The sequence below is a fragment of the Hyphomonas sp. CY54-11-8 genome (assembly GCF_000682735.1).
GTDB lineage: Bacteria > Pseudomonadota > Alphaproteobacteria > Caulobacterales > Hyphomonadaceae > Hyphomonas.
On sequence record NZ_AWFD01000012.1, the window covers coordinates 21,590 to 33,629 of the forward strand.

Consider the following 12,040-nt stretch of genomic DNA (forward strand, 5'->3'; position numbering starts at 1 on the left):
AACGGGGATTGGAACTCTCTCGCGGCGGGGCTATCCTGCTGCGGGACAATAAGAAACCGGAGGAAATGAGATGGCTGACGGACACGCCGGCGGCGAACGCGCAAAATTCCGCGAAATGCTGGAAGGCACCAAGGAAGACTGGGATATCATCGCGGAGAATTCCCGCATCTTCAATAAGGGCCTCGCCAAGCGGGTGCTGGACCACCTCCGCCTGCTGGATGGCGATTTCGGCGGCTTCCCGATCGACCGGCTTGAGCACTCGCTGCAGACGGCGACCCGCGCCCACCGGGACGGGCGAGACGAGGAATATGTCGTCTGCGCCCTGCTACACGATATCGGCGACACGCTGGGCAGCATGAACCATCCGGACGTGGCTGCCGCGATCCTCAAGCCGTTCGTTTCCGAGGAAAACCTCTGGATGGTCGCCAATCATGGCGCGTTCCAGGGCTATTACTTCTTCGAGTATCTCGGCCTCGACAAGAATATGCGCGAACAGTTCAAGGACAGCCCGCACTACCAGCGCTGCGCCGAGTTCTGCCACAAGTATGATCAGGCGGCTTTCGACCCGGATTATGAAAGCGAGCCGCTGGAATTTTTCGAGCCGATGGTGGAGCGCGTCTTCTCTAAGCCGAAGAACTCCATGTATCTGAAAGCCATGAAAAACGCGGAATAGTCCGCAGGCAGACCGCCAAAAAGGCCCGTATCCAAAGGATACGGGCCTTTTTTCATGCAGTTGCCGGGGTTTGCGTCAGCTTTCCTTCACTTCGCATTTGCCCGGATAGGCGACACTGACGCCTTCGGCATAGGCTTCGCAGCGGTTGCCATAGGTCTTGCCGTCGCAACCGCAGACCGGGCGGTATTCCTTGGTGCAGATCGGGCCCGTCTTCCGGCAGACGCCGGCAGCATCCGCGATCGAGTGGCATGCGCCATCTTCAAAGATGCAGGTCAGGCCGTCATCGCACTGGAAGGCGGCGATGCCACCGCACATAGCGCCTTCGCCGGTCGCGGAGGCTTCCGCGGGGGTCTCCACGGGTGCGGCCACTTCGTCGGCTGGAACGGCCCGGTCAGGCACAACGCCCGGTTCGAGAAACCAGGCGCAACCGGCGAGAAAGATTGAGGAAAATAAAAGGATGGCGAGGCGCATGGGATTCTCCTTTCGGGAGAACAGCCTGCGCCTCGCCATCATTTTTGGCAAGTCTGGAGCCGGGGCTTAGCCCTTGGCTTTGCCTTCAGCGACGAGCGAGAACATGTTCTGGCCGTGCTGGCCGCCGGAAGTGAAGGCCGGCAGTGTCTTGCTGGTGTCGGTGATCTCGTCCCACTTGGCCGCAACGGCTTCGGCGGTCAGCTCTTCGCCCTGGCCGACATAGGCGCCGCGGGTTTCGACGATGCGGGCCATCGAGAAGGCACCGGCGCCAGCCGACAGGATCAGGCCGGTCGGAGCGTCGTCTTTCACCAGGTTCATCACGCCCGGCGTGACATATTCCGGCTTCAGCTGTTCCAGCGCTTCCGGCGGCATCAGGCCTTCGGTCATGCGTGTCGCGGCGACCGGGCAGACGGCGTTGATCTTGATGTCGTTCTTCGCGCCTTCGATTTTCAGGGTGTTCATCATGCCGACCACGCCCAGCTTGCCGGCGCCATAGTTGGCCTGGCCGAAATTGCCATAGAGGCCGGTGGAGGAGGTGGTCACGACGATACGGCCGTAGTTCTGGGCTTTCATGATGTCCCAGGCAGCATGCACCGGCAGGAACGTGCCGCGCAGATGAACGGCGAGAACCAGGTCGATGTCCTGGGTCGTCATTTTCGAGAACGACTTGTCGCGCAGGATACCGGCATTGGCGATGATGATGTCAATGCGACCCCATTTTTCCATGGTGTCGTCGATCATTTTCTTCACGCCGGCTTCGTCAGCGACGGACGAGCCGTTGGAGATGGCTTCGCCACCCATGGCTTCGATTTCCTTCACCACGGCTTCTGCGGCGTCGGAGCTGCCGCCCGAACCGTCCATCGATGCGCCGAGGTCGTTGATGACGACTTTTGCGCCGCGGCGGGCGAGTTCGAGGGCGTGGCAGCGGCCAAGACCGCCGCCGGCACCCGTAACAATGGCAACGCGACCGTCAAAACGGATGTCAGACATGGGCTTTCTCCTGAAAAGTTTGGGGGTTTCACACCAGACGCTCACGTCAACGTCAAGCACATCCCTTACGTCAGCCCTTGCGCGTGTTGTCGCGGTGTGTATCCGTTCCATTCTGGAATTCACCAGAGGAGGAAACATCATGCTCGCTTATGTCACGCTCGGCTCGAATGATACGGTCAGGGCCTGCGCCTTCTATGACGCGGTTCTCGGCGAAATGGGGGCCAAGCAGGTCTTCAATAATGGCCGACTTCACTTCTACGGCACGGGGCCGGGCGCGCCCATGCTGGCAATCGGCGGCCCTTACGACGAGAAGGCGGCGACCTGCGGCAACGGCGTGATGCCGGCGCTTGCCTGCCCGGACAATGCGACGGTCGACAAGGTCTACAAGAAGGCCATCGAACTCGGTGCCAAGGACGAAGGCGAACCCGGCAATCGCATGCCGACCTTCTACGGTGCCTATTTCCGCGACCCGGACGGCAACAAGATCTGCGTCTGCAAGCTGGGCTAAGTGGTTTCGTCTCCTCTCCGGTGGGGAGGGGACGTCACCTCGCTCCGGATATCTGTTCGAGCCGCGCATTGGCGTTTTGGCACCAGTGACAATCCACGTCGGGGGCGAGTTGGAGCGCCCGCCTGAAGGCATCTGCCGCCTCAGCCTCATGGCCACAGGCCAGCAGGCCTTCCCCCAGACTGTCCCTGAGATTGCCATCGTCGGGAAATTGGCCAGCATTCAGCCGCAGCAGGGCGGTCGACCAATCGCAATCATCTTCCCTGAGCCGTTGGAAACCGATGCGGTTCAGGATGGCGGGGTTTTCTAAAGGCCGGCCAAGCCCGGCTTCCATGAAGGACAGCAAGATGCCGGCCTCTGATGCCGTATGGCTGTCCATGAATCGGTAGACGAGTTCATAGCTCAAAGGAGCGATCGGCGGCGGCACATAGCTCTCATCGCGGGCCAGTCTGGCGACGCGCCAGGCGATCGAGTCGACAGCTTCCGGCAGGGACACATTTGTCAGGAACACGACGACCAGGTCCTCGTCCACAAACCGGATGAGATCTGCGAAGAAGAGGCCATTCGACCCATTGTGCGTGACAATGCGCCGGCCATCGTTCGTGCTCTGAATACTCCAACCATAGCCATAAAATGTCGTGCCGCCTTCAGTCTCCGGAACATGAGGTGCCTGGAGCAGGGCGACGCTTTCTCGGCTCAGCACCGTTCCGTCACGCAGGGCCTTGTGCCAGTTGTAGAGATCGCCGGTCGTTGAGTGCAGGTCGCCCTTGCCAATGCCGAACCAGGTGACCGGACCGTTGCCCCATTGCCGGAAAGTGGTTCCCCAGCTTTTCCAGGTGGCGGTCTCCAGGTCGAAATAGTATCCGTTCGCGATCCGGTCCGCGCGCCAGTCCGGCTGCAGATACCCGGTCTGGCTCAAGCCAGCTGGTTCCAGAAGGTGTTGTTGAAGATAGTCCTCAAAGGGTTGGCCGGACGTTTGCTCCACGATCGCCGCCAAAAGGGTATAGCCGGTATTGGCATACTCATGACGGGTGCCAGGTTCGGTTGCGAGGGTTGAGGCAAAGAAGGCCGTCAGGAAGTCTTCCTTGCTGGCTTCATCATAGCGAAAGCCAAGATCCTGACGGGAGATGCCGCCTGTGTGGGTCAGCAGCTGGTGCACCGTGATCCCAGCCTTGTCTTTGGGGGTGTCGTCAAACAGATCCCCAAGCGTGTCGCCGAGGTGGAGTTTGTCCTGTTCTACAAGTTTGAGAATGGCTGCCGCGGTGAACTGCTTGGTGACCGAGCCGATGTTGAACACGGTCTCCGGCGAAACCTTCACGCCCGCCTCATAGTCAGCATACCCATATCCTCTGGATAAAAGCACCTCATCGCCCTTCGCGACCAGGACAGCGCCCGAGAAATGATGAGGCTCGGCAGCTGACAGGAAGGCGTCGATCCGTTGCGCGAGACGGGAGTCGTCTTCGGCAAAGGCCGGACACGGCAATACGAATGCCAGCACAGGGATCGCCAGAACGACGAGCCTTTTGAGGATATTTGGCAATACCTTACTCCGGTATCAGGATTGAACTGATCAGTCCGGCCGCTGGTCTTCCAGCTGCCCGGCATAGAAGCTGCGAATGTCCTTCACCAAAGCGTCCAGCGCACCCTCGTTCAGGTACATCATGTGGCCGCCCTGATAGTAGGTCATTTCGACCCGGTCCTGCGGGATGCCATAGCGGGCGAAGGTGATCTCCGCGTCGAAGAAGGGGCAGATCAGGTCGTAATAGCCGCTCGCGACCATGACGTTCAGGCTGGTATTGTGGCGCATCGCCGTGGTCAGCTTGCGCCCCGCATTCACATAGTGCGGCTCCCAGTACTGGCCTTCCGGCACATCGCGGAAATTCCACTGCTCGCCGGCCTCCGGGCTGGAGACCATATAGGGCCGGTTCATCTCAACGCCGAGGTCGGTGGCGAGATACTGGTTCATCAGGGCCGAATAGGCCGAGCTGACCGCATAACTCGACACGTCATCTTCCGGGCCTTCGGCGATGTCGTCGGCCTCATCCCCCAGATAACGCCCGTCGAGCCGGCCAAGTGCCACCCCCTCATCCCGCAGCAGCTCTTTCTGGAACCGATGCATCAGGATGCGAAGGTTCGAGGTCTCGATATATTGCGGGTCGAGCCCTGTAAAAAAGACGAGCTTGTCGCGGATATAGGTGCGCTCCTCCGGGCTCAGCCGGTCGCCTTTCCAGAGGGCGGGGCCGTATTCGTCGCGGGCGAAGGCGCGGGCCTCTGCCAGGAACTCCGCTTGCGGAATGCCTTGTCCGGCGCGGCCGTGATACTGTGCCACTGCGGCCATCGAGGGCAGGTAGGTGACATAGGAATAGACATTGTCATGGACGGAGGTGGATCCCTCATAGTCCAGTGCCTGCGAGATCAGCACGATGCCGTTGAGGGCAATGTCCACGTCGCCCACCGTCAGCTCATCGGCCAGATAAGCCGCGCGCGTCGTGCCGAAGCTTTCACCGATCAGGTATTTCGGGGCGTTCCAGCGCTTGTGCTTGGTAATCCAGATGCGGATGAATTCCGCGATGGATTCCTTGTCGCCCGCTTCGCTCCAGTAATCCTTGTTCTCGCCTTCGCCGATGGCCTGGCTGAAGCCGGTGCCGACCGGGTCGATGAAGACGAGATCCGTCATGTCCAGGATGGAGAGCGGATTGTCTACCATCCGATAAGGCGCGGCGCCATCATCCTCGTCGGCGTCGCTGGCCACCACAACGCGCTTCGGGCCGAGCAGGCCAAGATGCAGCCAGACCGAGGCAGAGCCCGGCCCGCCATTGAATACGAACGTCACCGGCCGGTCGGACCCGGCCTTCTCCTGAACGTAGGAGACCGTGAACAGGCTCGCCGCGGGCTTGCCATCTTTATTCTTGATCTGCGTCTCGCCCGCCTCGACCTTGTAGGACATTTTCTGCCGGCCGAACGTGCCGGAATGCTGGGTGACGAACATCACCGGCTCGGGCACGGGCCTGGAAGTTGTATTGGCTTCGGCTTCCTTTGCCGCTTCGGCGCTGTCGGTTTCGGCAAAGGCAGGGGCGGTCATGGCCATCAGGGCAGCCATGAAAAGAGCGCGCAGTTTCATTTGGGTCACTTCTCCTCGGCATCGGGCGGGCCGTCTCCCAGGAGATGGCGCCAGAGGCCTGAATACTAAGGCGAAAACCTATCCATCGCTTTTCGGGACGTCAAATGAAGGTTGAACCGGGTGTGCGATTGGCGGGCGCCCTGCCTGCCGGTTCGCCGCCTGCCTGGCATCGCATCCGGCGCGCACATGAAAGCTTCCCCTGCGGCGATGTCACGTTTAATCCATATGGCTGATATCTTTGGGGAAGGGAGACTGGGCCGGGATGAACATCATGGGTTTCGAATGGGGCTGGGACAACGCCCGCGCGTTGCTTGGCATCGCCATGATCTATGGCCTGTGCTGGGCCTGGTCTGAAAAACGGAAGCTCTTCCCGTGGAAAGTCGTGATCGGCGCCACGGTGATGCAGTTCGTTTTCGCGCTGATCCTGTTTGGCATCCCCTTCATCCGCTCCATCCTTTTCCGCGCCAATGATGTGGTCGACGGCCTTCAGGCCGCCACCCGCGCGGGCACGGGCTTCGTGTTCGGCTATGTCGGGGACAATGTCGCCGGCGCCGAGCTGATGGATGGCACGCCGCCGCCGCTCTTCTTCTTCCAGATCCTGCCCATCGTGATCGTCGTGGCCGCCCTGTCGGCCATGCTCTGGCACTGGGGCATCCTGAAATGGATCACCAATGGCTTCGCCTTTATCTTCCGGCGCGGCATGGGCCTTGGCGGCGCGACGTCGCTGGCTGTCTCCGCCAATGTCTTCATGGGCATGACCGAGGCGCCGGTTCTGATCCGGCCCTACATCAAGGGCATGACCCGCTCGGAACTGCTGATCATGATGACGGCCGGTTTTGCCACCATCGCGGGCTCCGTTCTCGTGGTTTACGGCTCCTTTCTGGAAGGCAAGATGGCGAACCCGTTGGCCCAGCTGCTGACCGCCTCCATCATGGCCGCGCCTGCCGCCGTCGCCGTCGCGCTCACCATGATCCCGGAAACCACACCCGCGACCGAGCGGATGAAGGAGCCGGACTTCAACTACGCGTCCACCATGGACGCCTTCTCGCGCGGCGCGACAGACGGCCTGCAGATCGTGTTCAATATCGCAACCATGCTGATCGCGGCGCTGGCGCTGCTCTGGCTGGTCAATGCCGGGCTTGGCGCCCTGCCGGATGTCGCCGGTGCACCGCTCTCCATCGAGCGCGTCCTCGGCTGGATCTTCGCCCCGCTGATGTACATGGTTGGCGTGCCGATGGAGGAGGCCGCGAAGTCGGGCTCCCTTATGGGCGTGAAGACGGTGCTGACCGAATTCGTCGCCTTCCTCCAGCTGGCCGAAGTGCCGCCGGATGCGATGGACCCGCGCACCCGCATGATCACCGCCCATGCGGTTTGCGGTTTTGCGAACTTCGGTTCCATGGGCATCCTGATCGGGGGCCTCTCGATCATCGAGCCGAGCCGCCGGGATGACTTCCTCTCCCTGTCCTGGCGCACGCTGGTGGCGGGCACCTTCGCGACCTGCCTGTCGGCAGCCGTCGTCGGCGCGTTGCCTTACCAGCTCTTCGCCGGGCATGCCGGTTGATCCGTATGGGGCTGAGTTTAGAAACGCTCTCTTCTCAGGTCGCCCTGCAACGTAGTAAGTAACAGCCGTCGGCGAGGTCCGGCGGAGCAACTTGCTTGATTGACGAACTCTTCCTGTGGTTTGTCCTGATCGGATTTATCGCACAGCTGATCGATGGCGCCCTCGGCATGGCCTATGGCGTCATCTCCACAACTTTCATGATCGCGCTCGGCATGCCGCCCGCCTATGCCAGCGCCAATGTCCACGCCGCGGAAGTGTTCACGACGGCGGCGTCCGGCATATCCCATTCCGCGGCGAAGAATGTCGACTGGCACGTCTTCTGGCGCCTCGCCCTGTTCGGGTCGGCCGGGGGCATCGCCGGGGCGTTCCTCGTCAGCCATCTTCACACAGACACCTTCCGCCCCGTAATCGCGGCCTACCTTTTCGGCATGGGCGTGGTCGTTATCTGGAAGGGATTGCGGCCGCGCATACAGGCACCGCGCCTTCACCGGGTGCGCCTGCTTGGCCTGTTCGGTGGTATGGCGGATGCGATCGGCGGCGGTGGCTGGGGGCCGGTCGTCGCGTCGAACCTCATCGCCCGGGGCGGCGATCCCGGCAAGATGGTGGGTACGGTAAACCTTGCGGAGTTCTTTGTGACGCTGGCCGTCTCCGGCGCTTTCCTGCTGGCGCTTGGCGCCACATTCGGTAAAGCGGCGCTGGGCCTGTTGGTCGGCGGCGTGCTGGCCGCGCCGGTGGCGGTGTTCGCCGCGCGGCGTATCCCGCGGAAACTGTTCACGATGGTTGTTGGCGTTGCCATCTGCCTTATCAGCGCCTGGAACCTCTGGCGCAGCCTTGCCGGACTGTGACCGGCAGGCTTTCCTGACAGGTGCCTGACACACAGGCGTGACCGGCTGCCCCTTGCGTGCCGCTGCGGCACGTACGAAACACAAGGCTTCCGCTTGGGAGGAAGCGTTCATGCAGAGTCACACAGACCGTAAAACTCACGGGAACGCGAAGCGTTCGTCCGTAATAACTCGTTCCGCGCTTTTGTCCGCGACAGGCGCCGCACTGGTGTTGTGTGCGCTGCCGGCGCAGGCCGATGAGGAAACTGCCACGCGCGAAGTTCTCTCGCCGATTGAAGTCTGGGGGGATCGGAATGCCAACGACCCCGGAAGCTATGCGGCACTTGATGCTTCCGAAATCGCTGCCACCGCTGCCGACCACCCAGCTGAAATCCTGAACCAGCTGCCCGGCGTGAACGTGCAGATGAATTCCGGGCAGGAGCATTTGATCGCTATCCGCTCGCCGGTGCTGACCGGTGGGGCCGGGCAGGGCAGCTTCCTGATCCTCGAGAACGGTGTCCCCACCCGCTCCCCTGCCTTCGGCAATGTGAACTCCCTGATCGAACCGCACCACGAGATCGCCGACGCGATCGAAGTCGTGCGCGGGCCGGGCAGCGCGAAATATGGTTCCAACGCGGTACACGGATTGATCAACGTCATCCTGCCGGAACCGGGCGAAGGCAGCGAGTTCCGCGCCTCCTATGGCACGCTCGGTCGCTGGCGCACAGACATGAAGCTGGACGAGGGGCAGCACTGGTTGTTCAATCTCTCCCTCCAGAAAGACACAGGCTGGCGCGACAATACCGATGTCAGCCAGCAGAAACTCTCCGTTGTCGGCAAGTTCAATCCGGGCCTCTGGGACGCGACCGTCTGGCTGTCCGGCCAGAACCTCGAACAGGAATCCGGCGGCTATATCGTCGGCGCCGATGCCTACAAGGACGAGGACATCGCAAAGACGAACCCCAATCCGGATGCGTACCGCAATGCCTGGTCCGCCCGGGTAGGCGCGCGGCTCGAACGGCCCCTGTTTGACGGCACTCTGATCCTGATGCCCTACGCGCACTCGCAGGCAATGATCTTCTCCCAGCACTTCCTGCCGAATGGCGGCGTGGAGAAGAACGGCCATACCGGCGGCGGCGTCATGGTGCGTTACGAACAGCCGCTTTCCGAACAGCTCACCTGGCGCGTCGGCACAGACCTCGACGCGGCCAGCGGTTACCTGCGCGAAATCCAGCCGGACCCGTTCGGCTTCTTCCCCGGCGACTCCCGCTTCCCGCAAGGCGTCCACTATGACTATGACGTCGACACGACCGTTGCGGCGCTGTGGACCGAGCTGGAATGGACGGTTTCGGAGGATTTCCGCATCCTTGCGGGCCTGCGCGGCGAGAGCCATGACTATGACTATTCGACCAAGGTGCCCGCCGGCATCAATGGCCGCTTCAACGTGCCCGCCGACCGGTCGGATTCCTATGAGTTCGTGACGCCGAAGCTAGGCGCTGTCTGGTCAGTCTCCGACACGTTCGATCTCTATGCCAACTATGCCCGCGGCGCCCGTGCCCCGCAGGTGTCAGACCTCTACCGGCTGCAAAGCCTGCAGGTCGTCGGCCAGATCGACACCGAAACGCTGGACAGCGTGGAAATCGGCGCACGCGGCGCCGCCCTGGACGGACGCCTCGTCTTCGATGTCGCCGCCTACTGGATGGACAAGGAGAATTTCTTCTTCCGCGACTCCGACGGCCTGAACGTGCCCGACGGCTCGACCGAGCATAAAGGCGTCGAAGGCTCCGCCGCCTACGACATCACCGACACGCTGTCCCTGTCAGGGAATGTGTCATGGTCCGACCAGACCTACACATTCGACCGGATCGTCGCGTCCGCCTCCAGCAGCATCCTCGATGGCAACGAGATCGACACCGCGCCGGAATGGCTCGCCAATGCGCGGCTGGACTGGCAGGCGACCGACCGCCTCGCCCTGTCGCTGAATGTAGAACATGTCGGCGAATACTTCACCGACCCGGGCAACCAGAACACCTATCCGGGGCACACCTTGCTTGGCGCCCGTGCGGCCTGGGCCTGGACGGACACGCACACGGTCTGGATCAACATCCGCAATTTGACGGACGAGCGCTATGCCGACCGGGCGGACGTTTCCTTCGGCAATCCGCGCTACTTCCCCGGAGAGCCCGTAAATGCCACTGTGGGGATCAGCAGAACATTCTAGGCAAGAATTCAGGAGGAACCCCATGAAGCTCTATCACAGCCCCAAGGCACCGAACCCGGACCGTGTCGTCTATTTCCTGCGTGCCAAGGGCAAGCTGGACGCGGTGGACCTCCAGGAAGTCTCCATCATGCAGCAAGAGCACAAGACCGCGGAATACCGCGAAGTCTCGCCCTTCTCGCAAGTCCCTGCGCTGGTTCTGGACGACGGCACCAAGATCACCGAGAGCCGGGCGATCTGCACCTATTTCGAAGGTATCTTCCCGGAGCCGAACCTGATGGGCACAGACCCGAAGGAAAAGGCGCTGATCGAGATGTGGGACCGGCGCGTGGAACTGATGTTCTTCATGCAGTTCGCCACCTGGTTCCGTAACGCCCATCCCATGATGGCGCCGCTGGAAGTGCCGCAAAGTGCCGAAGCCGCCGCCAAGGGCGAGAAGGCCGCGAAGAAGATGGCCGAGCGGTTCGATGCGCATCTCGCCGACAATGAGTTCCTCGCCGCCGGCCGCTTCTCCATCGCGGACATCACCCTCTTCATCGGCTGCGGTTTCTGCGGCGTGATGAAATGGGCGCCGCACAAGGAACACGCCAATCTCGGCCGCTGGTTTGAAGCCATGAAAGCACGCGGCTTCGCGGGCTAGGCCATCGACTCCGCGATCAGCTGGTAGGAGCGGATACGGTCTTCGTTCCGCTCTGCCAGCGTCAGGATGAACAGCTCGTCGGCGCCATGCTCGCCCGCAAAGGCAGTGAGGCGCCCGGCCACATCATCCGCCGCGCCGATCACGCCGCGTCCCTCCGCCGCCGCCAGCGCTTCCGGCGACGCGGTCGCGATCACGGCATCGGCCTCCGTGGACGGAACGAAGGCGCGGAAGTCGCCCGCGCTGCGGGCGAGGTTCCAGGCGATGGCGGGTTTCGACAAGCGGCGGGCTTCCGCCTCGGTCTCTGCAGCGAGGGCCACAAGGCCGACGGCGGCGCAGGGCTCTGACGCGAAGGGCGACGGCTCGAAGGTTTTCCGATAGGCCTCAAGGGCTGCGCCCGCCGCGCCCGGTGCCAGGAAATCGGCAAAGGCGAGCTTCAGGCCCATCGCCCCGGCAAAGGCGGCGGAGTCCGGCGAGGAGGACAGCATCCAAAGGTCCGGGCGCTGACCCCGCGGGCCGACATGAATGCCCGTTGCCCGATGGCCCTCAGGTAGGGGCACCTCGCAGCTCGCATCCAGCATCCAGTCCATCAGCATGCGCAGCATGGTCGGGAAGGCCTGCGCGCCCGGGCCGAGCAGGGCAGCTGACGTGCGCGGGTCGGCCCCGGTCGCCCGGCCGACGCCCAGTTCGATCCGTCCCGGTGCCAATGCTTCCAGCGCGCAGAACTGTTCGGCGACCTTCAGCGGCGAATAGTTCGGCAGCATCACCCCGCCCGAGCCGAGCTTCAAATGCTGGGTGCGCTGGGTCAGCGCCGCGATCAGCACTTCCGGTGCAGAGCCGGCAAAGCTGCGCGCATTGTGATGCTCCTGCACCCACAGGGACCGCCAGCCCCGCCCGTCCAGCGCTCCGGCCAGCGCGAGCGTGTTCGCGAAAGCGTCCGCCGCGGTCTGGCCCTCGAACAGGGGCGAGGGATCAAGTATCGACAGGGCTGGTTTCATAGCCCCCGTGATGCGCTATGCAGGGGGGCGAAACAAGACAAGGAA

The 12,040-nt window shown here is 62.5% G+C and carries 11 protein-coding genes; 6 read left to right on the forward strand and 5 right to left on the reverse strand.

Annotation, left to right across the window (positions count from 1 at the left end):
* Nucleotides 1-70 precede the first annotated feature (70 nt).
* A complete protein-coding gene (locus HY17_RS08570; RefSeq protein ID WP_034765861.1) occupies nucleotides 71-673 on the forward strand; it encodes an HD domain-containing protein in 603 nt (200 codons plus the stop codon).
* 75 nt (nucleotides 674-748) lie between these two features.
* Here the strand turns inward: HY17_RS08570 and HY17_RS08575 are convergent, their stop codons facing one another.
* Together HY17_RS08575 and HY17_RS08580 are read right to left on the reverse strand one after the other, a co-directional pair.
* Nucleotides 749-1,144 carry a Kazal-type serine protease inhibitor gene (locus tag HY17_RS08575; protein WP_034765864.1) on the reverse strand — a complete coding sequence of 132 codons (396 nt, stop codon included), beginning with the start codon at nucleotides 1,142-1,144 and terminating at the stop codon, nucleotides 749-751.
* A gap of 66 nt (nucleotides 1,145-1,210) precedes the next feature.
* The gene (locus HY17_RS08580) at nucleotides 1,211-2,134 is read right to left on the reverse strand and encodes an SDR family NAD(P)-dependent oxidoreductase (protein ID WP_034765866.1); all 924 of its coding nucleotides are present in this window, start codon (nucleotides 2,132-2,134) and stop codon (nucleotides 1,211-1,213) included.
* Nucleotides 2,135-2,273: 139 nt separating this feature from the next.
* Between HY17_RS08580 and HY17_RS08585 the strand changes: the two genes are divergently transcribed.
* Nucleotides 2,274-2,642, forward strand: coding sequence for a VOC family protein (locus HY17_RS08585; RefSeq protein ID WP_034765869.1), 369 nt, complete (start codon nucleotides 2,274-2,276; stop codon nucleotides 2,640-2,642).
* A 34-nt stretch (nucleotides 2,643-2,676) separates the two neighbouring features.
* On the opposite strand, the gene HY17_RS08590 is transcribed toward HY17_RS08585, so the two are convergent.
* Nucleotides 2,677-4,179, reverse strand: a complete 1,503-nt coding sequence (locus HY17_RS08590) for a serine hydrolase domain-containing protein (RefSeq protein WP_051599850.1) — start codon at nucleotides 4,177-4,179, stop codon at nucleotides 2,677-2,679.
* Nucleotides 4,180-4,209: 30 nt separating this feature from the next.
* Nucleotides 4,210-5,760 carry a S10 family peptidase gene (locus HY17_RS08595; protein WP_034765872.1) on the reverse strand — a complete coding sequence of 517 codons (1,551 nt, stop codon included), beginning with the start codon at nucleotides 5,758-5,760 and terminating at the stop codon, nucleotides 4,210-4,212.
* 262 nt (nucleotides 5,761-6,022) lie between these two features.
* Between HY17_RS08595 and HY17_RS08600 the strand changes: the two genes are divergently transcribed.
* From HY17_RS08600 to HY17_RS08615, 4 genes are all read left to right on the forward strand, one after another.
* Complete coding sequence (locus HY17_RS08600; protein WP_233348719.1) at nucleotides 6,023-7,321, forward strand: NupC/NupG family nucleoside CNT transporter; 1,299 nt, start codon at nucleotides 6,023-6,025, stop codon at nucleotides 7,319-7,321.
* Between the two features lie 95 nt (nucleotides 7,322-7,416).
* Nucleotides 7,417-8,166 (forward strand): sulfite exporter TauE/SafE family protein, encoded by a 750-nt coding sequence (locus HY17_RS08605; protein WP_034765875.1) that lies wholly within the window; start codon nucleotides 7,417-7,419, stop codon nucleotides 8,164-8,166.
* Nucleotides 8,167-8,275: 109 nt separating this feature from the next.
* Nucleotides 8,276-10,363 (forward strand): TonB-dependent receptor, encoded by a 2,088-nt coding sequence (locus HY17_RS08610; RefSeq protein WP_081813055.1) that lies wholly within the window; start codon nucleotides 8,276-8,278, stop codon nucleotides 10,361-10,363.
* 22 nt (nucleotides 10,364-10,385) lie between these two features.
* Nucleotides 10,386-11,000: a glutathione S-transferase family protein gene (locus tag HY17_RS08615; RefSeq protein WP_034765880.1), complete on the forward strand. Its 615-nt coding sequence runs from the start codon at nucleotides 10,386-10,388 to the stop codon at nucleotides 10,998-11,000.
* Here the strand turns inward: HY17_RS08615 and HY17_RS08620 are convergent.
* The gene (locus tag HY17_RS08620; RefSeq protein WP_034765881.1) at nucleotides 10,997-11,995 is read right to left on the reverse strand and encodes an MsnO8 family LLM class oxidoreductase; all 999 of its coding nucleotides are present in this window, start codon (nucleotides 11,993-11,995) and stop codon (nucleotides 10,997-10,999) included. The two genes, HY17_RS08615 and HY17_RS08620, sit on opposite strands and share 4 nt — an antisense overlap.
* Between the last annotated feature and the right edge of the window lie 45 nt (nucleotides 11,996-12,040).

Excerpts from the sequence above, each read along its gene's own strand:
- HY17_RS08615 (WP_034765880.1), top strand. The coding sequence starts at position 10,386 with ATGAAGCTCTATCACAGCCCCAAGGCACCGAACCCGGACCGTGTCGTC.
- HY17_RS08610 (WP_081813055.1), top strand. The coding sequence starts at position 8,276 with ATGCAGAGTCACACAGACCGTAAAACTCACGGGAACGCGAAGCGTTCG.
- HY17_RS08620 (WP_034765881.1), bottom strand. The coding sequence starts at position 11,995 with ATGAAACCAGCCCTGTCGATACTTGATCCCTCGCCCCTGTTCGAGGGC.
- HY17_RS08570 (WP_034765861.1), top strand. The coding sequence starts at position 71 with ATGGCTGACGGACACGCCGGCGGCGAACGCGCAAAATTCCGCGAAATG.
- HY17_RS08580 (WP_034765866.1), bottom strand. The coding sequence starts at position 2,134 with ATGTCTGACATCCGTTTTGACGGTCGCGTTGCCATTGTTACGGGTGCC.
- HY17_RS08600 (WP_233348719.1), top strand. The coding sequence starts at position 6,023 with ATGAACATCATGGGTTTCGAATGGGGCTGGGACAACGCCCGCGCGTTG.
- HY17_RS08595 (WP_034765872.1), bottom strand. The coding sequence starts at position 5,760 with ATGAAACTGCGCGCTCTTTTCATGGCTGCCCTGATGGCCATGACCGCC.
- HY17_RS08585 (WP_034765869.1), top strand. The coding sequence starts at position 2,274 with ATGCTCGCTTATGTCACGCTCGGCTCGAATGATACGGTCAGGGCCTGC.
- HY17_RS08575 (WP_034765864.1), bottom strand. The coding sequence starts at position 1,144 with ATGCGCCTCGCCATCCTTTTATTTTCCTCAATCTTTCTCGCCGGTTGC.